Annotated in this window: 21 protein-coding genes; 11 read left to right on the top strand and 10 right to left on the bottom strand. The window is 67.9% G+C overall.

Going from position 1 to position 22,760, the window contains the following annotated elements; genetic code table 11:
- Positions 1-154: 154 nt before the first annotated feature.
- Positions 155-1,366, bottom strand: a complete 1,212-nt coding sequence (locus tag OH735_RS18640) for an MFS transporter (protein WP_406382657.1) — start codon at positions 1,364-1,366, stop codon at positions 155-157.
- Between the two features lie 141 nt (positions 1,367-1,507).
- Here OH735_RS18640 and OH735_RS18635 point away from each other — a divergent pair, with 141 nt between their 5' ends.
- From OH735_RS18635 to OH735_RS18625, 3 genes are all read left to right on the top strand, one after another.
- Complete coding sequence (locus OH735_RS18635) at positions 1,508-1,975, top strand: MarR family winged helix-turn-helix transcriptional regulator (RefSeq protein WP_406382655.1); 468 nt, start codon at positions 1,508-1,510, stop codon at positions 1,973-1,975.
- An 81-nt stretch (positions 1,976-2,056) separates the two neighbouring features.
- Positions 2,057-2,509, top strand: a complete 453-nt coding sequence (locus OH735_RS18630) for a GNAT family N-acetyltransferase (protein ID WP_406382653.1) — start codon at positions 2,057-2,059, stop codon at positions 2,507-2,509.
- 27 nt (positions 2,510-2,536) lie between these two features.
- Complete coding sequence (locus tag OH735_RS18625; RefSeq protein ID WP_406382652.1) at positions 2,537-3,700, top strand: winged helix DNA-binding domain-containing protein; 1,164 nt, start codon at positions 2,537-2,539, stop codon at positions 3,698-3,700.
- Positions 3,701-3,856: 156 nt separating this feature from the next.
- Here OH735_RS18625 and OH735_RS18620 read toward each other — a convergent pair whose 3' ends face one another.
- Both OH735_RS18620 and OH735_RS18615 read right to left on the bottom strand, forming a co-directional pair.
- Entirely contained in the window at positions 3,857-5,239 is a 1,383-nt protein-coding gene (locus OH735_RS18620; RefSeq protein ID WP_406382651.1) for a serine hydrolase domain-containing protein, read from the bottom strand.
- Between the two features lie 98 nt (positions 5,240-5,337).
- Positions 5,338-5,871 (bottom strand): dihydrofolate reductase family protein, encoded by a 534-nt coding sequence (locus OH735_RS18615; RefSeq protein WP_406382650.1) that lies wholly within the window; start codon positions 5,869-5,871, stop codon positions 5,338-5,340.
- On the opposite strand from OH735_RS18615, the gene OH735_RS18610 reads away from it, so the two are divergent.
- Positions 5,864-6,346: a TetR/AcrR family transcriptional regulator gene (locus OH735_RS18610; protein WP_406382649.1), complete on the top strand. Its 483-nt coding sequence runs from the start codon at positions 5,864-5,866 to the stop codon at positions 6,344-6,346. The two genes, OH735_RS18615 and OH735_RS18610, sit on opposite strands and share 8 nt — an antisense overlap.
- 113 nt (positions 6,347-6,459) lie before the next feature.
- Here the strand turns inward: OH735_RS18610 and dnaB are convergent, their stop codons facing one another.
- Positions 6,460-7,920 carry a replicative DNA helicase gene (gene dnaB, locus OH735_RS18605; RefSeq protein WP_389985128.1) on the bottom strand — a complete coding sequence of 487 codons (1,461 nt, stop codon included), beginning with the start codon at positions 7,918-7,920 and terminating at the stop codon, positions 6,460-6,462.
- 477 nt (positions 7,921-8,397) lie between these two features.
- Between dnaB and OH735_RS18600 the strand changes: the two genes are divergently transcribed.
- On the top strand, positions 8,398-9,735 hold the full coding sequence (locus OH735_RS18600; protein ID WP_406386629.1) for an MATE family efflux transporter: 1,338 nt from the start codon (positions 8,398-8,400) through the stop codon (positions 9,733-9,735).
- Positions 9,736-9,825: 90 nt separating this feature from the next.
- Here the strand turns inward: OH735_RS18600 and rplI are convergent, their stop codons facing one another.
- The 4 genes from rplI to rpsF all read right to left on the bottom strand — a co-directional run bounded on the left by rplI (position 9,826) and on the right by rpsF (position 11,538).
- Positions 9,826-10,272 (bottom strand): 50S ribosomal protein L9, encoded by a 447-nt coding sequence (gene rplI, locus OH735_RS18595; RefSeq protein WP_266747338.1) that lies wholly within the window; start codon positions 10,270-10,272, stop codon positions 9,826-9,828.
- Positions 10,273-10,290: 18 nt separating this feature from the next.
- Positions 10,291-10,527, bottom strand: coding sequence for a 30S ribosomal protein S18 (gene rpsR, locus OH735_RS18590; protein WP_003967857.1), 237 nt, complete (start codon positions 10,525-10,527; stop codon positions 10,291-10,293).
- A gap of 43 nt (positions 10,528-10,570) precedes the next feature.
- Positions 10,571-11,173, bottom strand: a complete 603-nt coding sequence (locus tag OH735_RS18585; RefSeq protein ID WP_384446688.1) for a single-stranded DNA-binding protein — start codon at positions 11,171-11,173, stop codon at positions 10,571-10,573.
- Between the two features lie 74 nt (positions 11,174-11,247).
- The gene (rpsF, locus tag OH735_RS18580) at positions 11,248-11,538 is read right to left on the bottom strand and encodes a 30S ribosomal protein S6 (RefSeq protein ID WP_015609864.1); all 291 of its coding nucleotides are present in this window, start codon (positions 11,536-11,538) and stop codon (positions 11,248-11,250) included.
- 277 nt (positions 11,539-11,815) lie between these two features.
- Here rpsF and OH735_RS18575 point away from each other — a divergent pair, with 277 nt between their 5' ends.
- From OH735_RS18575 to OH735_RS18565, 3 genes are all read left to right on the top strand, one after another.
- Positions 11,816-12,136 carry a hypothetical protein gene (locus OH735_RS18575; RefSeq protein ID WP_406382647.1) on the top strand — a complete coding sequence of 107 codons (321 nt, stop codon included), beginning with the start codon at positions 11,816-11,818 and terminating at the stop codon, positions 12,134-12,136.
- 207 nt (positions 12,137-12,343) lie between these two features.
- Positions 12,344-13,462: a lipid II:glycine glycyltransferase FemX gene (locus tag OH735_RS18570; protein WP_384446684.1), complete on the top strand. Its 1,119-nt coding sequence runs from the start codon at positions 12,344-12,346 to the stop codon at positions 13,460-13,462.
- A gap of 105 nt (positions 13,463-13,567) precedes the next feature.
- Entirely contained in the window at positions 13,568-14,599 is a 1,032-nt protein-coding gene (locus OH735_RS18565; RefSeq protein WP_093895066.1) for an alanine racemase, read from the top strand.
- Between the two features lie 79 nt (positions 14,600-14,678).
- On the opposite strand, the gene OH735_RS18560 is transcribed toward OH735_RS18565, so the two are convergent.
- Both OH735_RS18560 and OH735_RS18555 read right to left on the bottom strand, forming a co-directional pair.
- Positions 14,679-16,172 (bottom strand): glycosyltransferase family 87 protein, encoded by a 1,494-nt coding sequence (locus OH735_RS18560; protein WP_406382646.1) that lies wholly within the window; start codon positions 16,170-16,172, stop codon positions 14,679-14,681.
- A gap of 111 nt (positions 16,173-16,283) precedes the next feature.
- A complete protein-coding gene (locus tag OH735_RS18555) occupies positions 16,284-18,998 on the bottom strand; it encodes a transglycosylase domain-containing protein (RefSeq protein WP_406382645.1) in 2,715 nt (904 codons plus the stop codon).
- Positions 18,999-19,387: 389 nt separating this feature from the next.
- On the opposite strand from OH735_RS18555, the gene OH735_RS18550 reads away from it, so the two are divergent.
- The 3 genes from OH735_RS18550 to OH735_RS18540 all read left to right on the top strand — a co-directional run bounded on the left by OH735_RS18550 (position 19,388) and on the right by OH735_RS18540 (position 22,687).
- Positions 19,388-20,095 (top strand): helix-turn-helix transcriptional regulator, encoded by a 708-nt coding sequence (locus OH735_RS18550; protein ID WP_406382644.1) that lies wholly within the window; start codon positions 19,388-19,390, stop codon positions 20,093-20,095.
- Positions 20,096-20,156: 61 nt separating this feature from the next.
- Positions 20,157-21,239 (top strand): inositol-3-phosphate synthase, encoded by a 1,083-nt coding sequence (locus tag OH735_RS18545; protein WP_406382643.1) that lies wholly within the window; start codon positions 20,157-20,159, stop codon positions 21,237-21,239.
- Positions 21,240-21,409: 170 nt separating this feature from the next.
- Positions 21,410-22,687: an MFS transporter gene (locus tag OH735_RS18540; protein ID WP_406382642.1), complete on the top strand. Its 1,278-nt coding sequence runs from the start codon at positions 21,410-21,412 to the stop codon at positions 22,685-22,687.
- The last annotated feature ends 73 nt before the right edge of the window (positions 22,688-22,760 follow it).

Here is a 22,760-nt window from a genome sequence, read left to right as displayed (position 1 = left end):
CTCAAGGAGTGCGGTCTGCGGGCGGGCTCCGAAACCACGGTGGTGACGTACGGGACTTCGGACCTCCCGGGCGACTGGACCCGTCGCTGCGCTCCGCTGACCGTGGCGACGGGCTGACGCACCCGGCTCGGCGCATCGGCGACGCTGCGAGCGGTCAGTGGTGGGCCGCGGGGACCACGAGCGGTTCCGGGGCGTGCCGGACGACGAGTCGGCTCCTGGCGACCGTGCGACGTTCCAGAACGCCGGAGACGACCGCGAGGACCAGGGCGGAAGTGGCCAGCGCGGCGCCGACCCAGTTGGGCGCGGTGTAGCCGAGGCCCGCGGCGATGACGAGACCGCCGAGCCAGGCCGACAGCGCGTTGCCCAGGTTGAAGGCACCGATGTTGACGGCGGATGCGAGGGTCGGAGCACCGGCGGCCTGGTCGAGCACCCGCTTCTGCAGCGGCGGCACCGTGGCGAAGCCCAGACCACCGATCAGCAGGATCGTGACAGCCGCCGCGATCTTGTTGTGGGCGGTGAGGGTGAAGAGGGCGAGGGCCACGGCGAGGGTACCCAGCGACACGTACAGGATCGCCATCGGATGGCGGTCGGCGTACTTGCCGCCGAGCAGGTTGCCGCCCACCATGCCCAGCCCGAAGAGGACCAGCAGCCAGGTGACGGAGGACGCCGAGTATCCGGCGATCCCGGTCATCATCGGGGTGATGTAGGTGATCGCGGCGAAGACTCCGCCGAAGCCCAGCACGGTCATCGCCATGGCGAGCAGAACCTGCACATTGCGGAACGCGGCCAACTCGTGGCGGAGCCGTACGTCTTCGGGCCGGGGCTGATCGGGGACGAGCGCGGCCACACCGAGAAGACCCACGACTCCGAGCGCGGCGACAGCGAAGAACGTGGTCCGCCAGCCGACGCTCTGTCCGATGTAGGTGCCCAGCGGTACGCCGACGACATTGGCGACGGTGAGGCCGGTGAACATCATGGCGATCGCGCCGGCCTTCTTCTGCGGGGCGACCAGATCGGCGGCCACGACCGATCCGATGCCGAAGAAGGCACCGTGGGCCAGCGAGGCGATCACGCGCCCGGCGAGCATCACGCCGAAGGCCGGGGCGACGGCGGAGACGGCATTGCCCGCGATGAACAGCCCCATCAACAGCATGAGCATGCGCTTGCGGGTGACGCGCGTGCCGAGAACCGTCATCAGCGGGGCGCCGAGGACGACCCCGAGGGCGTATCCCGTGACGAGGAATCCTGCGGTCGGGATCGAGACCTGGAAGTCCGCGGCAACCTCGGGGAGCAGCCCCATGATCACGAACTCGGTGGTTCCGATACCGAAAGCCCCGATGGCGAGGGCGAGGAGCGCGAGCGGCATGGGTGTCACCTTCCCTCAAAATTGCGTCTGCACGTTACAGGCGTTCACAATAATTGCAGGCACCGTTAATTGCAAGCGCGGGCTATTGCGGGGGGTCGCCTATCCTGGACACAACCGGCTCCGAGACGGAGGAGACATCCCATGACAGCGACAGACCCCGCACTGACCGCCCTGTCCCAGGGCTGGTGCGCGCTCTCCTTGCTCCACGGGAAGCTCGAGGCCCGTATCGAGCGGGCTCTGCAGGCCGGGCACGGGCTCAGCGTGCGGGAGTACTCCCTGCTCGACGTCCTGAGCAGGCAGCACAGCGGCCCCGGCGGCCATCTCCAGATGAAGCAGGTCGCGGACGCCGTCGTCCTCAGCCAGAGCGCCACCACCCGCCTGGTCACCCGGCTCGAGGACCGCGGACTGCTGACCCGGTATCTCTGCGACACCGATCGCCGCGGCATCTACACCGATGTCACCGAGGCCGGTCTCGCCCTGCTCGCAGAGGCCCGGTCGACCAATGACACCGCGCTGCGCGCCGCACTCGACGAAGCTGCCAGGAACCCCGAACTGGCCCCGCTCGTCCGGGCGGTCGAAGAGCTCAAGGCCCCCGTACCGATCGCATGAGCCGCCGCGCAACCGTGACCGGTCCCCGCACGGGCCGGGAAAGTCATCCGCCATGCTCATGGGCTGCGTAGGGTACCGATCATGAGCGATCTGGAAATACGCCCCGCAGCCCTCACCGACATCCCCGCGATCGTGGCCATGCTCGCCGACGATCCACTCGGTGGACAGCGTGAGTCACCAAACGACCTCGCCCCGTACCGTGCCGCGTTCCAGCAGTTGGCGGACGACCCGAACCAGCATCTGGTCGTCGCCGTGCGCGGGGACCGCGTCGTCGGAACCCTGCAGCTGACCGTGATCCCCGGACTCTCCCGGCGCGGCTCGACCCGCTCGGTCATCGAAGGCGTCCGCGTCCATGCCGACGAACGCGGCAGCGGTCTCGGCACCCGGCTGATCGAATGGGCCGTGGACGAATCGCGGCGCCGGCACTGCCAGTTGGTCCAGTTGACATCCGATGCGACCCGGACCGATGCCCATCGCTTCTACGAGCGGCTCGGTTTCACCGCCAGCCACGTGGGCTTCAAGCTCGCGCTCTGACCTCGGCTGGAATCCGGGAGGGTGTCCATGCACCGCATCAGTGACGAACAGCGCAGGATCAGGCTGGGGCGACGGCATCGCCTGGCCCCGTCCGCTCGGACCGCGTCCCCCGTGTCCGTGGCGGACGCGGTCGTCGCTCTGCACGCCACCGACGCCGCCAGCGTCTTCCTTTCCACCTGCGCCCGGTTGTCCGAGGCAGGCGTCGCCACAGTGGAGCGGGCTCTCTACGAGGACGTCTCGCTGGTCCGGCAGCTCTCCATGCGCAACACCCTCTTCGTCGTGTCGCAGGAACTCGCCCCCTACGTCTACGCGTCGAACGCCCGGGCCGTGGCCGCCAAGGAACGCCGCACCTTCCTCAAGCACCTGGCGGCCGACGGCAACGGGCTGGACGAGCACTGGCTCGCCGACGCCGAACAGCAGACCCTTGCCGCCCTTGCCGCCGGCGGTCCCGTCACCGGCAGCGAGCTCTCCGCCAGTGTGGCTGCCCTGCGCACCGAGATCACCGTGTTTCCCGGCAAGAAGTACGAGGCAGTGCAGGGCGTTGCCTCCCGTGTCCTCCGGATCCTGGCAGCCGAGGGCCGCATCCGCCGGGACCGGCCGCGTGGTTCCTGGACCTCCAGCCAGTTCCGCTGGACCACGTCCGAACCCTGGCCGTTCGAGGACCCCGCACCGGCGCAGGCGGAACTGGCCCGGCGCTGGCTCCATTCCTACGGCCCGGCCACCGAGGCCGATCTGAAGTGGTGGACGGGGTGGGGGCTGGGCCAGGTCCGCACGGCACTGGCCGCCGTCGGAGCCGAGGAAGTCCGGCTCGACCACGGCGCCCCGGGATGGGTCCTGCCGGACGACCTGGAACCGGAACCGGCCATGGAACCCTGGGCCGCGCTGCTTCCGGCGCTCGACCCCAGCGCGATGGGCTGGGCGGATCGAGGATTCCACCTCCCTGCCGGGCATCGAAAGGCACTGTTCGACCGGTCCGGCAATATCGGCCCGACCGTGTGGTGGGACGGCGAGATCGTCGGCGGCTGGGCGCAGCGGGCCGATGGCGAGCCGGTCTGGCGACTGCTTTCCGACATCGGCCGGGAGGCCACCGCCGCGATCGAGGCGGAAGCGTCCAGCCTGTCGCAGTGGGTGGGCCGAGCACGGATCACTCCACGCTTCCGCACCCCATTGGAACGGGAGTTGACGGCGTGAACCGCCCGGCCCCTGCCGTTTCACGTGAAACGGCAGGGGCCGGGCGCAAGGTGTCCAGGCAACTCGGCGTCCTCAAGTGGTGTGGTGTCCAAGTAGCGCGGCGTCCTCAAGGCGCGTGGCGCTTGGACAACGCGGCGTTCCCCAGTGGCGTGGCGCTCAGGCTTCGAGGCCTCGCCAGCCGCCTTCGTCCACACCACCGGGAATGGCCGCCGCGGGATCGTACGGCTCCCGCGTGAAGACGAACGAACCCAGATCGAGATGGTTCACGCTGCCGTCGCCGTTCCGGACGACGCGCAGCGTCTCCCCCGCGTAATAGCCGTTGAGACCGACCCAGGTGCCGTCGGTCCGTGCGGTGAAACGGGCGCCTCGGCCGTTGCCTCGCAGGGGCTGAATCTCCAGCCCACCGTCCGAGGTCAGTCGCAGGACGTTCGCGCGCGTGCCCCAGTACCAGGGACCGGTCAGCGCGAGAAGCTCCGCGTCCGCGCCGGGCAGGGGCCGCCAGGGCTCCGGAATGCGGGGCTCGGCCTCGGCGACGATCTTCACGAGGTCTGCGGCAACGTCCCCGATCATCGGCCCGGACGTGGTGTTGGTGAGAACGACGGCCGTCGCATCGTCCTCGACGCTGAACCACAACGCGGCCAGGAAGCCGGGCAGCGAGCCCGTGTGCCCGAAGAGCGTGCGGCCGTCCCTCCGTACGAGCTGAAGACCCAGGCCGTAGTGCGACTCCCAGTCGCCGGACTCGATCGGCGTGGACGGTTCACGCATCTGCTCCACGGAGGCGGCACGGAGCACCCGGTCGTCTCCTTCGGCAAGAAAGGCCGCGAAGCGGAGAAGGTCGCCGGTGGTGGACCAGAGCTGACCGGCCGGGGCCATCAGCCCGAGATCCTCGGTCGGTTCGGGCAGTATGACATCGGCCCAGGGATGCACGGCCCAACCGCCTGCGTGCGGTGCCTGCGGCAGGGGGCTCGTGCGGTGCATGCCGAGCGGTTCCAGGATCTCGCTTCGCAGCACGTCCGCCCAGCTCGCCCCACGCACCTTCTCGACCAGCGCGCCCAGCAGGGTGTAACCAGGGTTCGAGTAATGGTGACGGCGGCCCGGGGCGTGCATCCTCGTCTGCTCACCGAGTACGTCGGCGAGCTCGGGCCGCAGCGCACCTGGGGTCCGTTCCCACCAGGGGGCGGGCGACTCGGCGCCCAGTCCCGCACTGTGGCCCAGGAGTTGGTGAACAGTGACTCCACCGACGCCCGTGCCGGGCAGATGCTTCTCCAGCGGGTCGTCCAGGTCCAGAAGTCCCTCGTCGCGCAGCCGCAGGACCAACACCGCGGTGAACGTCTTGGTGATCGAGCCGATCCTGAACTGTGTGTCGGCGTCGGGGGCGTGGCCGTCCACGCAGCTGCGGGAGCCACGCCAGACGGTCTGCCCCTGCCTCTGCACCGCGGCGACGAGCGAGGGCGCGCGACCTTCCGACTGCGCGGTGGCGATGCGGTGCAGCAGAGCGCGCTGCGTGCCGGGGAGCAACTGTTCAGATGGGAAGGTCATGTTCAATAACTACCCGCAGAACCCGTGCTGTGACGAACGGATTTCACAGCACCTGAGCCACGCCCCGCTACGGCCGCCGTCACAGCCCAACCACTGCCTCAGCGCGTCCGGCTGTAGACCCTCACCAGAGTGCCGTTGCCGAAGACGCGAACCGAGTCCAGCGCGAACACGGTGGGCGCGAAGTCCGAGCCGAACATCGGCATGCCCGAACCGTGGACGATCGGGTATGTCTTGATCACCAGCTCGTCGATCTCGTCGATCAGCTCTCCGGCGAGCTGGGAGCCGCCACAGAGCCAGATCCCGAGCTCACTGTCCTCCGCCTTGAGTTCCCGGACCCTTGCGACCACATCGTCGGAGACGAGCTCGACGTTCGGGTCGGGTGACTCCTTGAGGGTCCGCGAAGCCACCAGTTCACGGAGCTGGGCGTACGGGCTGGTGATGTTGACGTCCAGTGCCAGTTGGTAGCTGGCCCGCCCCTGGATCACCGTGTCGAACCGCTGGTTCGCGGCGTTGTTGAAGCCGAGAGCCTTGCGGCCTTCGGTCGATACGGTCTCCGGGTACTGCGCTTTCAGGAACTCGAGGAACTCCTCGTTCCGCGCCGTCGATGCACGCGCCGGCGTCCCGGTGGGCACCTCGTCCAACTACTTCACCAACCGCGACGACCTGTTCATGCAGGCGGCCGCCCGAATCACCGTCCGGATGACGCCCGATCCGGCCAAGGTCGAGCGGGCCATGCGCCCGGCGCCCTCGCGTGCGCTGGTCGCCGACCTGATGCGGTGGCTGGTGCAGCGCATGGAGGACGACCGCACGGGCTACCTCGCCATGCTGGAGCTCCGCTTGGAGGCCACCCGCCGGCCGGCGCTCCGCGACCGTCTGACGCAGACCGTCCGCGCCAACGTCGACGAGAGCGCCCAGTTCCACCGGGCGGCGTGCCTGCCGGGCGACGCGGACGCCTTCCTGGTCCTGTATCTGGCGATGACGGGCCTGCTGCTGGAGCACTTCACCCTGCCCGCCGTTCTCACCGGCCCCGAGAACGGTTCCCGGACCGAAGCCACGGTGAACCGGTTGGTGGAGCTGGTGGTCACGCGCGTCATCCCACCGTCCTGAGCGCGCCCGGACCAAGTCGCCCGGAACCGGAAAGGCTCACGGGCGAAGGCGGATCTTGTGGGTACGGGCCCATCGGCCCCTGTTCCAGGTGCTCCTCGGCGGGGAGGCCGCGCTCAGGTCTGTGCCATGTCCACGAAGCGCGAGTAGTGGCCCTGGAAGGCCACGGTGATCGTCGCCGTCGGGCCGTTACGGTGCTTGGCCACGATCAGATCGGCCTCGCCGGCGCGGGGGGACTCCTTCTCGTAGGCGTCCTCGCGGTGCAGCAGGATCACCATGTCGGCATCCTGCTCGATGGATCCGGATTCACGCAGGTCGGAGACCATGGGCTTCTTGTCCGTGCGCTGCTCGGGGCCACGGTTCAGCTGGGAGAGCGCGATGACCGGGAGCTGCAGCTCCTTCGCGAGCAGCTTGAGGTTTCGGGACATGTCCGAGACCTCCTGCTGCCGGCTCTCGGCGCGCTTCGAGCCGCCCGACTGCATCAGCTGCAGATAGTCGATGACCACGAGCTTGAGGTCGTTGCGCTGCTTGAGGCGACGGCACTTCGCCCGGATCTCCATCATGGAGAGGTTCGGGGAGTCGTCGATGTAGAGGGGGGCGGCCGAGACATCCGGCATCCGGCGGGCCAGCCGCGTCCAGTCCTCGTCGGTCATGGTGCCGGAACGCATGTGGTGCAGCGCCACCCGTGCCTCGGCCGAGAGCAGTCGCATCGCGATCTCGTTGCGCCCCATTTCGAGGGAGAAGATCACGCTGGGCAGGTTGCTCTTGATGGAACAGGCCCGTGCGAAGTCCAGCGCCAGCGTGGACTTACCCATGGCCGGGCGGGCCGCGATGACGACCATCTGGCCCGGGTGCAGGCCGTTCGTCAGGGCGTCGAGGTCGGTGAAGCCGGTCGGCACCCCGGTCATCTCGCCGCTGCGCGAACCGATCGCCTCGATCTCGTCGAGAGCGCCCTCCATGATGTCGCCGAGCGGCAGGTAGTCCTCGCTGGTGCGCTGTTCGGTGACGGCGTAGATCTCGGCCTGCGCGGAGTTCACGATGTCGTCGACATCACCGTCGGCCGCGTATCCCATCTGCGTGATCTTCGTCCCGGCTTCGACGAGCCGCCTCAGGACGGCGCGTTCGTGGACGATCTCCGCGTAGTACGAGGCGTTGGCCGCGGTCGGCACCGACTGGACGAGGGTGTGCAGATACGGAGCCCCGCCCACCTTGGTGATCTCACCGCGCTTGACCAGCTCGGCGGCCACCGTGATCGGGTCGGCCGGCTCGCCCTTGGCGTAGAGGTCGAGGATCGCCTGGTAGACGGTCTCGTGGGCGGGGCGGTAGAAGTCGTGCCCCTTGATGATCTCCACGACATCGGCGATGGCGTCCTTGGACAGGAGCATGCCGCCGAGGACCGACTGTTCGGCATCGAGGTCCTGGGGCGGGACCCGCTCGAAACCGGGGGAGCCGCCCTCCCATCCGCCGCTCTCCCTGCCGCGTTCGTGCTGCTCGGCGCGGTCCCTGCGTTCGCCGCGGCGCTGGCGGGTGACGGGCAGACGGTCGCTGGGACCGGTGTCGGCCCAGGGGTCGTCCAAAGGCTCGGGAATGCTCACCGGGCCGCCTCCTCCCGTCCGCTCCGCGGACCTAGCCGTGCCACTCTTTCTTACGGCACAGCACCGACAAACAAGACGCCCGACTCCGGTTCTGGCGCGTCGGGTTCTGCGGGGTTCCAAGGCCGGAACGGGGTGCGGGCGCCGGACCACGGTAGGCCGCTCAGCACCGTCAGCCAATCTGGTTATCCACAGGGCATGTGGACGACCGACCAGATGCTGTGGAGAACTCCGCAGAACCTGTGCACGGAGCGGGGGACAGCACTGTGGAAAAACTCATAGCCCCCTCACGAACAGTGCCCTGACCTGGACTTTCTCCATCCACGGGCTGTGGGGGAGAAAAACTTTCCGAGTCGGCACAAGATCACGACAAACAGCGCACGAGAGAACGCCGACCGTGAGTAAATGTAAGGGCTGCATAGCCATTGCATCCATTACCTGTGGAAGATTGGATTGACCCCCGTGATCCAGGCCCCGGCAACCTCTCCGCCCAGCCGTAGACGGCACGACCGCGAGATCATCTCGCTTGCCGTCCCTGCCTTCGGCGCACTCGTCGCCGAGCCGCTCTTCGTGATGGTCGACAGTGCCATCGTCGGCCATCTCGGCACCCCGCAGCTGGCCGGTCTGGCCGTCGCCGCCGCCCTGCTGACCACCGCCGTCAGCGTCTTCGTCTTTCTCGCGTACGCCACCACCGCAGCAGTGGCGCGGCGGGTCGGTGCGGGCGATCTGGCCTCCGCGATCCGCCAGGGCATCGACGGCATCTGGCTCGCCCTCCTGCTCGGCATCGTCGTCATCGCCCTCGCGCTCCCCGCAGCCCCCTGGCTCGTGGACATCTTCGGCGCCTCCGACACCGCCGCCCCCTACGCCACCACGTACCTCAGGATCTCCAGCCTCGGCATACCGGCCATGCTCATCGTGATGGCCGCCACCGGCGTACTCCGCGGACTGCAGGACACCAGAACCCCGCTCTACGTCGCCGTCGGAGGCTTCGCGGCCAACGGAGCCCTCAACGCGGGACTCGTCTACGGCGCCGGCCTCGGCATCGCCGGGTCGGCCTGGGGCACCGTGATCGCACAGGTCTCCATGGCCGCCGCCTACCTGATCGTGGTGGTACGAGGGGCGCGCCGGCACGGCGCCTCGCTGCGTCCCGACGCCGCAGGCATCAGGGCCAGCGCCCAGGCGGGAGTTCCGCTGCTGGTCCGTACGCTGTCGCTCCGCGCCGTCCTGATGATCGCCACAGCCGTCGCCGCCCGACTCGGCGACACGGAGATCGCCGCGCACCAGATCATTCTCTCGCTCTGGAGCCTGATGGCCTTCGCGCTCGACGCCATCGCCATCGCGGGGCAGGCCATCATCGGCCGCTATCTGGGAGCCGATGACGCCAAGGGTGCACGCGAGGCATGCCGCCGCATGGTGCAGTGGGGCATCGCTTCCGGAGTGGTGTTCGGGGCGCTGATCGTCCTTGCCCGGCCACTGTTCGTCCCCCTGTTCACCGACGACCGGTCCGTGCAGGACACGCTGCTTCCGGCATTGCTGGTGGTGGCGCTGTCCCAGCCGGTCGCGGGCGTGGTCTTCGTCCTGGACGGAGTCCTGATGGGTGCCGGAGACGGGCGGTATCTGGCCTGGGCCATGCTCGTCACGCTGGCGGTCTTCGCTCCGGTCGCTCTACTGGTGCCGGTATTCGGTGGCGGCCTGACCGCGCTGTGGTGGGCGATGGCCCTGATGATGACCGTCCGCATGGCCACGCTCTGGCTGCGCACCCGGTCGGGCCGGTGGATCGTCACCGGCGCCACCCGCTGAGCCACCGGGCGACGCCCCGTTTCACGTGAAACAGCGAAGGGCCGTACCCCGCGGGGTACGGCCCTTCACCTGCTCTGGTGAGCTGTGCCCTTAGGCAGCAACGACCTCGATGCCGAGCTGAGCAGCGACCTCGGGGTGCAGACGCACGGACACCTGGTGTCCGCCGAGCGTCTTGATCGGCGAGCCGAGCTCGACGCGACGCTTGTCGACGTCGGGACCACCGGCAGCCTTGATCGCCGAGGCGATGTCGGCCGGGGTAACGGAGCCGAAGAGACGGCCGGCGTCGCCGGAGCGAACGGCCAGACGGACCTTCACGGCCTCGAGCTTGGTCTTGATCTCGTTGGCCTGCTCGATCGTGGCGATCTCGTGGATCTTGCGGGCGCGGCGGATCTGCGCCACGTCCTTCTCGCCGCCCTTGGTCCAGCGGATGGCAAAGCCCCGCGGAACCAGGTAGTTACGGGCGTACCCGTCCTTGACGTCGACGACGTCGCCCGCAGCACCGAGGCCGGAGACCTCGTGGGTGAGGATGATCTTCATGATTCGGTCACCCTTCCCTTATCGCGCGGTGGACGTGTAGGGCAGCAGCGCCATCTCACGGCTGTTCTTGACTGCCGTGGCGACGTCACGCTGGTGCTGCGTGCAGTTGCCGGTCACGCGGCGGGCACGGATCTTGCCGCGGTCGGAAATGAACTTCCGCAGCATGTTCGTGTCCTTGTAGTCCACGTACTGGGTCTTGTCCTTGCAGAACGCGCAGACCTTCTTCTTAGGCTTGCGCACAGGCGGCTTCGCCATGGTGTTTCTCCTGTGTGATCAAGAAGTGGGGGTACGAGCTGCCCTAGAAGGGAGGCTCGTCCGAGTAGCCGCCGCCGGAGCCGCCGGAGCTTCCGCCCCAACCGCCTCCGCCTTGCTGGCCCCCGCCCTGCTGACCGCCGGACGGCGCGCTCGTGGCCCACGGGTCGTCGGCGGGAGCGCCGCCGCCACCCTGCTGGCCACCGCCACCGGGACCGCCGCCCCAGTTGCCGCCGCCCTGCTGGCCACCGCCGTATCCACCCTGGCCGCCCTGACCACCGCGACCGGTGGTCTTGGTGACCTTGGCCGTGGCGTTCTTGAGGCTGGGGCCGACTTCCTCGACATCCAGCTCGTAGACCGTGCGCTTGACGCCCTCGCGGTCCTCGTACGACCGCTGCTTCAGCCGGCCCTGCACGACAACGCGCATGCCTCGCTGGAGCGACTCGGCGACGTTCTCCGCCGCCTGCCGCCAGACCGAGCAGGTGAGGAACAGGCCTTCGCCGTCCTTCCACTCATTGGTCTGCCGGTCGAAGATGCGGGGAGTGGACGCGACACGGAACTTCGCGACCGCCGCACCGGACGGGGTGAAGCGCAGCTCGGGGTCGTCGACGAGATTGCCGACGACCGTGATGACGGTCTCGCCTGCCATGGGTGAACCTCTCGGCGGGGATTGCTTCTGGCTGCTTGCTGCTACTCGAACCCGATGACCGCTGAGCTAGATGCTCAGTGGATCTCGGGACGGAGGACCTTGGTCCGGAGGACCGACTCGTTCAGGTTCATCTGGCGGTCGAGCTCCTTGACGACCGCAGGCTCGGCCTGCAGGTCGATGACCGAGTAGATGCCCTCGGGCTTCTTCTTGATCTCGTAAGCGAGACGACGACGGCCCCAGGTGTCGACCTTCTCTACCTTTCCGTTGCCCTCACGGACGACGGAGAGGAAGTTCTCGATCAGCGGGGAGACAGCGCGCTCCTCGAGATCGGGGTCGAGGATGACCATCACCTCGTAGTGACGCATGTGGAACCCACCTCCTTTGGACTCAGCGGCCACGGTCGTTCCGTGGCAGGAGGGTCGTGATGCGTAAGCATCGATGTCTCCGAGTAAAACAGCCGCCACTGACAACGCCCTCCATCGAGAGGGGCTGACATGCTGGCCTGGGCAGACACCGGTGCAGACCGTACAGAGTACCCGCACACCGGCTTCCGGTTGAAATCCGGTGCCCAAGAGACGCAATCTGGACACATCGGGTGTGAGTGGCGCCACAACGCGCCACCTTCCGGCCCAGGAGGTCTCCATGGCACAGGTCACACGATCCCGTCCCCGTCCCCGGGTTTCTCTTCTCGCCACGGACGGCAGGCCCCATCCGCTCCAGGCAACCCTGGTGGCGGTGACGCTCGTCCTCGGGGCGCTCGCCTTCGTGACGGCGATGTTCCACAACCTGCATCTGGTCAGTTCGTGGGCCGGACTCGTCGGAATCCTGACGGGTGCGTACGGGCAGTACATCTCGGTGACCACGCGGGAGCGGTTCCCTCTGATCATCGGCATGGGCGCGTCCGCCATCGGGTTCTTCCTGGGCATGGCCCACGGCGGCCTCTTCGGCGGCGTGGTGGGCTGATCCGAGACGGACACAACCGCATACAGCCGGTAACGCGAGGACCGGCGCCCGGAAGGGACGGGGCCTTGCCGGTCCGTCCTTTCCTGTCCGGGCCGGACCGGCAAGGCTCCATAGGGCCAGACGGGGCGCTCCCCGGCCGCAGTAGGCTTCGGCGCGAGAGCCGGAGCCCCTGACCGATGGGGACACACCTGCCGAGGAGCGCCCCGCATGAGCCTGACCCTGAGGACCATCAGCCGAGAGCAGCATCTGGCATACATCCAGAATCTGCCGGCGGCGAGTCACATGCAGGTCCCGGCATGGGCGGACGTGAAGGCCGAGTGGCGCTCGGAGAGCCTGGGCTGGTTCGACAAGAACGGGCAGTTGGTCGGCGCCGGCCTGGTGCTCTACCGGCAGCTCCCCAAGATCAAGCGCTATCTGGCCTACCTGCCCGAGGGCCCGGTCATCAACTGGTACGCCCCGAACCTGAGCGACTGGCTGCAGCCGATGCTGGCGCATCTCAAGCAGCAGGGCGCCTTCTCCGTGAAGATGGGCCCACCGGTCGTCATCCGCCGCTGGGACGCGGCCGCCATCAAGTCGGGCATCCAGGACCCGGACGTGAAGCGGCTGCGCGACGTCGAGGCCACCCACATCGAGCCGCGTGCCTTCGAAGTCGCGGACCGGCTGCGGAAGATGGGCTGGCAGCAGGGCGAGGACGGCGGTGCCGGTTTCGGTGACGTACAGCCCCGCTACGTCTTCCAGGTGCCGCTGGCGAACCGGTCGCTCGAAGACGTCCACAAGGGCTTCAACCAGCTGTGGCGACGCAACATCAAGAAGGCCGAGAAGGCCGGCGTCGAGGTCGTCCAGGGCAGCTACGCGGAGCTCGCCGAGTGGCAGCGGCTGTACGAGATCACGGCGGAACGCGACCACTTCCGGCCGCGTCCGCTGGGCTACTTCCAGCGCATGTGGACGGCCCTCAACAACGAGGACCCCAACCGGATGCGGCTGTACTTCGCCCGGCACGAGGGCGAGAACGTCGCGGCCGCGACCATGCTGATCGTCGGCGGGCACGTCTGGTACTCGTACGGCGCGTCCGCCAACCACAAGCGCGAGGTCCGGCCCTCGAACGCGATGCAGTGGCGGATGCTGCGCGACGCGTACGCCATGGGGGCCACCGTCTACGACCTGCGCGGCATCTCCGACTCACTCGACGAGACCGACCACCTTTTCGGCCTGATCCAGTTCAAGGTCGGCACCGGCGGGCAGGCCGCCGAGTACCTCGGCGAGTGGGACTTCCCGCTCAACAAGCTGCTGCACAAGGCCCTCGACATCTACATGTCGCGCCGCTGATACGCGTCGTCCCACTGACGAAACCTGCTTCATTGGTTTCAATGGGGACTTCGACTCCGTACACCTCCCACACACCGCAGCCACCAGAAGGGTTCCGGACCGGCCATGGCGCTCTCCCTCTACGTCGACACCGCGCGCTGGCGGGCGCACCAGAAATCCGTCCTCGACCAGTTCCCCGGCCTCGTCCCGGTCTGCAAGGGCAACGGATACGGCTTCGGTCACGAGCGCCTCGCCGACGAGGCCATCCGCTTCGGCTCCGACATGCTCGCCGTCGGCACCACCTATGAGGCGGCCCGCATCAAGGACTGGTTCAGCGGCGATCTGCTGGTCCTCACCCCGTTCCGCCGGGGCGAGGAGCCGGTGCCGCTGCCCGACCGGGTCATCCGGTCCGTCTCCTCCGTGGACGGCGTGCACGCCCTGGTGGGCGCGCGGGTCGTCATCGAGTGCATGAGCTCGATGAAGCGCCACGGGGTCAAGGAGGAGGAGCTGGGTCAGCTGCACGCCGCCATCGAGGACGTACGCCTCGAAGGTTTCGCCCTGCATCTGCCGCTGGACCGTACGGACGGCTCGGACGCGGTCGAGGAGGTCATCGGCTGGATGGACCGGCTGCGCGCGGCCCGGCTGCCGCTGCACACCATGTTTGTCAGCCATCTGCGCGCCGAGGAGCTGGGCCGGCTCCAGCAGCAGTTCCCGCAGACCCGGTTCCGCGCCCGCATCGGTACCCGCCTGTGGCTCGGCGACCACGAGGCGACGGAGTACCGCGGCGCTGTTCTGGACGTCACACGCGTCGTCAAGGGCGACCGTTTCGGCTACCGCCAGCAGAAGGCGGCCTCGGACGGCTGGTTGGTGGTCGTCGCGGGCGGGACGTCGCACGGTGTGGGCCTGGAGGCCCCGAAGGCCCTGCACGGCGTGATGCCGCGCGCCAAGGGCGTCGCCCGCGCGGGCCTGGCCACCGTCAACCGCAACCTGTCCCCGTTCGTCTGGGCGGGCAAGCAGCGCTGGTTCGCCGAACCGCCGCACATGCAGGTGTCGATCCTGTTCGTCCCCTCGGACGCGCAGGAACCTAAGGTGGGCGACGAGCTGGTGGCCCACCTGCGCCACACGACCACCCAGTTCGACCGCCTCGTCGACCGCTAGGAGGCGGGAAGCAGAAGGCGGGAAACAGGGGGCGGGAAAACGTCGGGGCGCTGTCCGGGAATCCGGAGAGCGCCCCATCTCAGTCCGCGGCCGGACCGTGCGCCGCGCCCCATTCCACCTGCGGCCCTTCCACGGCAGGCACGGCATGGCGCGGCGGATGCGCCGCCCTGCGCAGTACGAAGCGGTCCTGGGCGCCGTCGAGCACCCCGCCGGACGGATCGTCCGACCCGTCGCGTCGTACGACGTCCCGCTCCGGCATGAGGATGTCGCGTACGACGACGGCGCAGAGGTACAGCGTGCCCAGCAGATGCAGGATGATCGCCAGCTGGTACCCCTCCGTGGGGAGCCCCTGGTGCTTGTCCCCGCTCGTCGTGTACGCGAGGTACATCCAGATGCCCAGGAAGTACATGACCTCGCACGCCTGCCAGATCAGGAAGTCGCGCCAGCGTGGCCTGGCGAGGGCGGCGAGGGGGATCAGCCACAGCACGTACTGCGGCGAGTAGACCTTGTTGACGAGGATGAACGCGGCGACGACGAGAAAGGCGAGCTGCGCGAAACGCGGCCTGCGCGGCGCCATCAGCGTCAGCGCGCAGATGGCCGCGCACAGCACGAACATCAGCAGGATCGAAAGGTCATTGACGGTCGGGACCTCGATCGTGATGCCGGTGCGCTGGGTGATGACCAGCCAGAAGGAACCGAAGTCGATGCCCCGTTTCTCACTGAACGCGTAGAACTTGTTCCATCCCTCGGGCGCGAACGCCATCACCGGCAGGTTCACTACCAGCCAGGACGCCGCTGTCCCGAGCGCCGCCAAGCCGAGCTCCCGCCATTTGCCCGCCCGCCAGCACAGCACGAAAACCGGCCCCAGCAGCAGCACGGGATAGAGCTTGGCGGCCGTGGCAAGCCCGATGAGGATGCCGAACGCCACTGCCCGTCCACGGGCCCACATGAGCATCGCCGCGGCCGTCAGCGCGACGGCCAGCAGGTCCCAGTTGATCGTCGCGGTGAGCGCGAAGGCCGGCGCGAGGGCGACGAGCAGCCCGTCCCAGGGGCGGCGCCGGTGCGTACGGGCAACACAGACGGCGATGATCACGGCGCAGATCATCAGCATGCCCGCGTTGACCATCCAGTACATCTGCTCACGGTGCTGAATGGATCCGCCCGGCGTCAGCCAGGACGCGATCTGCATGAACACGCCCGTCAGAACGGGGTACTCCAGGTACTGCATGTCGCCGGGCAGCCGGTCGAAGTACGGTACGAGGCCCTCGGAGAAGCCACGTGCCACATAGAGATGCGGAATGTCCGAGTAGCAGGCATGCGTGTACTGCGAGCCGGCGCCCCTGAACCACGCCCAGTTGTAGCAGGGCAGCTTCTGCACCATGCCCAGCGCGAACATCCCGATGGCCGCCAGCGCGACGACGCCCGCGGGAGTGAGTGCCGTGCTGCCGAGCCGTGTCCAGCGCCCCGACCGCCCGCCGATCAGCTCGCTGCCGGCCTCGGCGATCTCGTCCTGGTGCGTGGGCCGTACGACGGGCCGTTCCTGGTGCACACTCGTCTCTTCTGCGCTTGGCATGCCGCTCATCCTGCCGTACGGGACTATGGGAACGACGAGGGCCGCCGCACCGTGTGGTGCGGCGGCCCTCATGGCCAGGCCGGGTCGCCGGTCCGTGCTGCCGGACGGGCGTCAGCCGGCCGGACCCCCGAAGATCCCACCGTTTCCGTTGCCGTTGCCGTTGCCGTTGCCGTTGCCCGGTGGAGAGGAGGATGGCGACGGGCTGGTGCTGGGATCGCCGGCGTCCCCGCCGTTCGCACCGCCGTTATTGGTCCCGCCGTTATTGGTCCCGCCGTTGTTGTTCTGGCAGTTCCAGTCCCATGCGCTACAGGTTTCGCTGGGGCCGGGAGCCGGCGGGGACGGAGTCATCGAGGGCGACTCGGACGGCGAGGGGGACGGCGAGGGCGACTCCACGGCGGTGGGCGACGGCTTGGGGCTCTGGGCACCGCCGCCGTAGACCTTCTCACCGATCGGCGTCGGCGTCGGGAAGCTCAGGGCCTTCTCGCCCTTCAGCGCATCCGCCATGTAGTCATGCCAGATCTGAGCCGGGAACGAGGCACCGTGGATCTTGTCCTCGCCACCCGTACCGAACATCTTCTGGAACTCGCGATGGGTGTTCTTCTCGTTGTCGTCCAGCCGGTACATGCTGATGGCCGTCGACAGCTGCGGGGTGTAGCCGACGAACCAGGCGGACCGGTTGCCGTCCGTCGTACCCGTCTTGCCCGCCACGTCGCGGCCGGGGAGCTGCGCGGGAGTTCCGGTCCCCTTCTCGACGACGTTCTTCAGAACATCGGTGACGTTGTCGGCGATGTCGGTGCCGAAGGCGCGCTTTGGGACGTCCTTGTGCTGGTAGATGACATTGCCCTCGTACTTCACTTCCTTGACCGAATAGGGCTCGCGCTGCATGCCGCTGGCGGCGAAGGTCGCATACGCACCGGCCATACGGATCACGCTGGGCGAGGACGTACCGATGGAGAACGACGGCACATTCGAATTGGCCATGTTGTTGTCGTCCTTGAGCCCCGCGGCGATGGCCATCTCCTTCACCTTGTCGGTGCCGACGTCCATGCCCAGCTGGACGTACGGGGAGTTGGCGGAGTGCTGCATCGCCTCTCGAAGGGTGATGTTGCCCATCGACTCATGGCCGTCGTTGGTCTGCAGCCACTCCTTGCCCTTCTCGTTGGTCCAGACCTCGCCGTTGTATTTCTTGATCTTCAGCTTGTCGTTGGCGTTGTAGATGCTCAGCGGCGAGACCTTGTCACGCTGCGACGCGTCCTGGTCCGGGCCGAGCAAGGGGTCGCGCTTGCCGTACTCCATCGCCGCCGCCAGCACGAACGGCTTGAAGGTCGAACCGACCTGCGCACCCGTGGGGTCGGCGTTGTTGGTGTAGTGCTTGGTCGCGTCCTCGCCGCCGTAGATCGCCACGATGGCACCGGTCCTGGGATCCACCGACCCGCCGCCGAACTGGACGTGGGTGTCCTTCTCGGGACGCTTCTTCGGATCGATCTTGTTGTCGTAGACCTTCTTGACCGCGGCGTTGAGTTCCTCGACCTTGTCCTTGTTGAAGGTGGTGTGGATCTCGTAGCCGCCCAGGGCGAGCTTCTCCGCCGTCACGTGCTCGGTGTTGTTGTTGAGGAAGTACTTCTTGGCGAGGTCGACCAGGTATCCGGTCTGGCCGCCCAGCTGGGCGTCCTTCCTCGGCGGCTCGGGCATCGGGAACTTGGTGTACTTGTCGCGCTCCGCCTGCGAGAGGCGCTTGTCCTTGACCTCTTCGTCGAGGATCCACTTCCACCGCGTTTCGGCCCGTTCGGTGTTCTTCGCCGCGGTGGCCCGCACTGCATCGACCTCGGGGGCACCCGCCGGGTCGTAGTAGCTGGCGCCCTTGAGCAGCGTGGCCAGGAACGCACACTCGCTCGGGTTCAGCTCCGTGGCGTCCTTGCCGTAGTACGTACGGGCCGCCGCCTGGATCCCCGACGCACCTCGCCCGTAGTACGAGATGTTGAGGTAGTCGGTGATGATCTTGTCCTTGTCCATCTTGTTGGTGACCTTGAGCGTGATGAAGATTTCCTGGAACTTCCGGCTCAGGGTCTGTTCCTGGGACAAGTACGAGTTCTTCACGTACTGCTGGGTGATCGTCGATCCACCCTGGGTCTGGCCGCCGGTCGCCATGTTGTACAGAGCACGGGCGATGCCCATGGGGTCGATGCCCCGGTCGGTCTCGAAGGACTTGTTCTCGGCCGAGATGACCGCGTTCCGCATGGCTTCGGGGATCTGCTCGTAACCGATGATCTGACGGTTGACCTCACCACCCGTGGCGACCATCTGCTTGCCGTCGTCCCAGTAATAGACGTTGTTCTGCGCTTTCGCGGTTGCGTTCACCTTGGGCGTGGAGACCATCGCGTACGCGATGCCGGCCAGACCCATGAGGAGGCCGAGGAAACCGACACAGAGGCTGGAGACGAGCTTCCAGGACGGCACCCAGCGCCGCGCGCCGTACTTCCCGGCGCGCGGGTAGTCGATGAAGCGCTTCTTGACGGGACGCTGGCCACCGCGGCCACGCCCCCGTCCCGGACCCTCGTGTCCGCCGTCGCCGCCACCACCGCGACGACGACCACCACCACCGCTGCCGCCGCCACGGCCGCCGCGCTGGGCGGCCCGTCTGGCCGCCGCGCGCCCGCCGTACGGGCTGTCCCCGCCCCGAGAACCGGAAGGCGACTCGGAAGGTGACTCTGAACTTACTCCGCGTGACGGAGCGGCTCGGCGTCCGGAGGACTGCTGGGCGGCTCGTCTGGCCGCTGCCCGCCCTCCACCTTGCGGTTGGGGCGTTTTGCGACGGTGCTCGCTCATGGAACGACTACTCCTCGGGCAGGCAAGAACGCCTGGAAGCGGCGGCTGAGATCCGGTCCCCCCGAATGACGGACCAGCCCTGCGACAGGCTCATCCGCAGTACCTCCGACTGGTCCGCGAAGACTGACGCGCGCGGCCGTCTCGCGGTTCCCGGTGGTCTGCATGCCGCACAGACTACGCACGGTCAAAACCCTCCTAGGGCCGAACTTCACCCCAAACAGCGCAAGTCGGTGCCTATGAATTCTCGATGTGACGCCGTTCACGATGCCCCCTCTTGTCCCAGGGCGACGACCGATCTATCGTCATGATGTATCGAGTCGATACATCAGCTCGCTACATCAGCTCGGCACAGGGCTCCGCGAGAGCACACGGAGAAGGAGGAGGCGAAGTTGAGCAGACGCTCCGGCATCCTCGAATTCGCCGTTCTCGGTCTGCTCCGCGAGTCCCCGATGCACGGGTACGAGTTGCGCAAACGCCTCAACACGTCGCTGGGGATCTTCCGCGCCTTCAGCTACGGCACCCTCTACCCCTGCCTCAAGACGCTGGTCGCCAACGGCTGGTTGATCGAGGAGCCGGGAACGGCCCCGGCCGTCCTTCCGCCCGCCGCCGGCCGTGCGGTCGCCCCCGCCTCCTCACTGTCCGGGCGCCGCGCCAAGATCGTCTACCGGCTGACGGCGGAAGGTAAGGAGCACTTCGAGGAGCTGCTTTCGCACACCGGCCCCGACTCCTGGGAGGACGAGCACTTCGCAGCCCGTTTCGCCTTCTTCGGGCAGACGGAGCACGAGGTGCGGATGCGGGTGCTGGAAGGCCGGCGCAGCCGGCTGGAGGAGCGCCTGGAGAAGATGCGGGCCTCTCTGGCCCGCACCCGCGAGCGCCTCGACGACTACACACTTGAGCTGCAGCGACACGGCATGGAGTCCGTGGAGCGCGAAGTGCGCTGGCTGAACGAGCTCATCGAGAGCGAGCGGTCGGGACGGGATCAGCGACGATCCTCGCCCGGGGGCGAAGCTCAGCAGAACACAGCAGGAGAGACGGACGGCCTGCCCCGGCACCGGGGTGACACCCTGCCGGATCCGTCCGACGACACCTCAAAGTGAGGTCCCCGCAGATCCGCGGGACTTCATCGGGAACATCCATTACACACAGGGAGCAACCGGAATGGGTTCGGTTCGCGTAGCCATCGTCGGCGTGGGCAACTGCGCCGCCTCGCTGGTCCAGGGCGTCGAGTACTACAAGGACGCCGATCCGGCCGGCAAGGTGCCCGGCCTGATGCACGTCCAGTTCGGCGACTACCACGTGCGGGACGTCGAGTTCGTCGCCGCCTTCGACGTCGACGCGAAGAAGGTCGGTCTCGACCTCGCGGACGCCATCGGTGCGAGCGAGAACAACACCATCAAGATCGCCGACGTTCCCAGCACCGGCGTGACGGTCCAGCGCGGCCACACCCACGACGGCCTGGGCAAGTACTACCGCGAGACCATCGAGGAGTCGGCCGAGGCCCCGGTCGACATCGTCCAGGTCCTGAAGGACCGCAAGGTCGACGTCCTCGTCTGCTACCTGCCCGTCGGGTCCGAGGTCGCCGCGAAGTTCTACGCGCAGTGCGCCATCGACGCCAAGGTCGCGTTCGTCAACGCTCTCCCGGTCTTCATCGCCGGCACCAAGGAGTGGGCGGACAAGTTCACCGAGGCCGGTGTCCCGATCGTCGGCGACGACATCAAGTCGCAGGTCGGCGCCACCATCACGCACCGCGTGATGGCAAAGCTCTTCGAGGACCGGGGCGTCATCCTGGACCGCACGATGCAGCTGAACGTCGGCGGCAACATGGACTTCAAGAACATGCTCGAGCGTGAGCGCCTGGAGTCCAAGAAGATCTCCAAGACGCAGGCCGTCACCTCCCAGATCCGTGACCGCGAGCTCGGTGCGGACAACGTCCACATCGGTCCGTCGGACTACGTGGCCTGGCTGGACGACCGCAAGTGGGCCTACGTGCGCCTCGAGGGCCGTGCCTTCGGTGACGTTCCGCTGAACCTGGAGTACAAGCTCGAGGTGTGGGACTCCCCGAACTCCGCCGGTGTCATCATCGACGCCGTCCGTGCCGCGAAGATCGCGAAGGACCGCGGCATCGGTGGCCCGATCCTCTCCGCGTCCTCGTACTTCATGAAGTCCCCGCCGGTCCAGTACTTCGACGACGAGGCCCGCGAGAACGTCGAGAAGTTCATCAAGGGCGAGGCCGCCAACTGACGCGACCGGATACGGCGCGTCGAAGCGGATCGGTGACGAGCGGCAACGCGGCTCAGTGATGAGCGGCAACGCTCCTCGGTGACGAGCGGCAACGCTCCTTCCTTTCCGCACCGTTGAGGGTCCCCGGGTCATCCACCCGGGGACCCTCAACGTATGTGACCCTTGATCACATGCCCGTCGTAGGTGATCTGCGCGTACTCCTGCGCCTTCGGAACTTCCGTCGTCTGCTCGCCGTACGGCTTCTCTCCCAGTCGGCGGACGGCGTCTATCAGGTCGCACTGGCGGCGCACGTCGTCTTCTCCCCGGAGAAGCAGGCATCGGCGGCGGCCATCGCCTCCGCCATGGCCGTGCTGCTCCTGCCGTACTCGCTCATCGGCCCCTTCGCCGGCGTCCTGCTGGACCGCTGGCCACGCCGGCAGGTCTTTCTGTACGGCAACCTGCTGCGCGCCGCACTCGCCTGCTGCACCGCGTTCCTGATCCTCGGCGCCGCACCCGACTGGCTCTTCTACGTCTCGGCGCTGTGCGTCACCGCGGTCAACCGCTTCGTGCTGGCCGGGCTCTCGGCCGCGCTGCCGCGTGTCGTCGACAGAGACCGGCTGGTGCTGGCCAACTCGCTCTCACCGACCGCGGGCACGCTCGCCGCCACGGCCGGCGGCGGCCTCGCCTTCGTCGTGCGGCTGCTGCTCGCCGACTCCGACGCGGCAGTGGTGCTGCTGGGTGCGGCGCTCTACCTCACTGCGGCACTGGCCTCCCTGAGGCTGGCCACCGGACTCCTCGGACCGGATCAGGACGGGCGCCACATCCGGCTACGGAAAGCTCTGGGCATCACGGCTCGGGGGCTCGCCGACGGGCTGCGCCATCTGGCGGAACGGAAGCAGGCCACCCGTGCGCTGGCCGCCATGACCGTGATCCGCTTCTGTTACGGGGCGCTGACCGTGATGGTGCTGATGCTGTGCCGGTACGCCTGGTCCGACAGCGAATCCGAAGGCCTGGCCCTCCTCGGGCTGGCTGTGGGGATATCCGGCGCGGGGTTCTTCGCGGCGGCGGTGGTGACGCCGTGGGCGGTGGGGTGGCTCGGGCGGTTCCGCTGGATGGCGGTGTGCGCGGCGGCGGCCGCCGTCCTCGAACCCGCACTGGGGCTGTGGTTCGTCCCCGCGCCGACACTCGTCGCGGCATTCATCCTCGGACTCGTCACCCAGGGCGCGAAGATCGCAACGGACACCGTGGTGCAGACCTCGGTGGACGACGCCTTCCGCGGCCGGGTCTTCTCCCTCTACGACGTGCTGTTCAACGTAGCGTTCGTGGGCGCTGCCGGGGTCTCCGCCCGGATACTGCCTCCTGACGGGCAGTCGTTCGTCGTGGTGATCGGAGTGGCCGTGCTCTATGCGGTCGTCGCCGTGCCACTGTTCCGGTGGAGCCGCGCCGAGAGGGCGCTCGGGCGTGCGTGAGAGGCACTGCGGCGGGGAGCGCTGTGGCGAGCGGCGTTGTTTCACGTGAAACAGCGCCGCTCACGGAAACGGG

Origin of the sequence: Streptomyces sp. NBC_01618, assembly GCF_045209435.1 — a bacterium.
Classification (GTDB): Bacteria; Actinomycetota; Actinomycetes; order Streptomycetales; family Streptomycetaceae; genus Streptomyces.
This window is presented reverse-complemented; position numbering and strand designations above follow the sequence as displayed.

Excerpts from the sequence above, each read along its gene's own strand:
- OH735_RS18640 (WP_406382657.1), bottom strand. The coding sequence starts at position 1,366 with ATGCCGCTCGCGCTCCTCGCCCTCGCCATCGGGGCTTTCGGTATCGGA.
- OH735_RS18635 (WP_406382655.1), top strand. The coding sequence starts at position 1,508 with ATGACAGCGACAGACCCCGCACTGACCGCCCTGTCCCAGGGCTGGTGC.
- OH735_RS18630 (WP_406382653.1), top strand. The coding sequence starts at position 2,057 with ATGAGCGATCTGGAAATACGCCCCGCAGCCCTCACCGACATCCCCGCG.
- OH735_RS18625 (WP_406382652.1), top strand. The coding sequence starts at position 2,537 with ATGCACCGCATCAGTGACGAACAGCGCAGGATCAGGCTGGGGCGACGG.
- OH735_RS18620 (WP_406382651.1), bottom strand. The coding sequence starts at position 5,239 with ATGACCTTCCCATCTGAACAGTTGCTCCCCGGCACGCAGCGCGCTCTG.
- rplI (WP_266747338.1), bottom strand. The coding sequence starts at position 10,272 with ATGAAGATCATCCTCACCCACGAGGTCTCCGGCCTCGGTGCTGCGGGC.
- rpsR (WP_003967857.1), bottom strand. The coding sequence starts at position 10,527 with ATGGCGAAGCCGCCTGTGCGCAAGCCTAAGAAGAAGGTCTGCGCGTTC.
- OH735_RS18585 (WP_384446688.1), bottom strand. The coding sequence starts at position 11,173 with ATGGCAGGCGAGACCGTCATCACGGTCGTCGGCAATCTCGTCGACGAC.
- rpsF (WP_015609864.1), bottom strand. The coding sequence starts at position 11,538 with ATGCGTCACTACGAGGTGATGGTCATCCTCGACCCCGATCTCGAGGAG.
- OH735_RS18575 (WP_406382647.1), top strand. The coding sequence starts at position 11,816 with ATGGCACAGGTCACACGATCCCGTCCCCGTCCCCGGGTTTCTCTTCTC.
- OH735_RS18570 (WP_384446684.1), top strand. The coding sequence starts at position 12,344 with ATGAGCCTGACCCTGAGGACCATCAGCCGAGAGCAGCATCTGGCATAC.
- OH735_RS18565 (WP_093895066.1), top strand. The coding sequence starts at position 13,568 with ATGGCGCTCTCCCTCTACGTCGACACCGCGCGCTGGCGGGCGCACCAG.
- OH735_RS18560 (WP_406382646.1), bottom strand. The coding sequence starts at position 16,172 with ATGCCAAGCGCAGAAGAGACGAGTGTGCACCAGGAACGGCCCGTCGTA.
- OH735_RS18555 (WP_406382645.1), bottom strand. The coding sequence starts at position 18,998 with ATGAGCGAGCACCGTCGCAAAACGCCCCAACCGCAAGGTGGAGGGCGG.
- OH735_RS18545 (WP_406382643.1), top strand. The coding sequence starts at position 20,157 with ATGGGTTCGGTTCGCGTAGCCATCGTCGGCGTGGGCAACTGCGCCGCC.
- OH735_RS18540 (WP_406382642.1), top strand. The coding sequence starts at position 21,410 with ATGCCCGTCGTAGGTGATCTGCGCGTACTCCTGCGCCTTCGGAACTTC.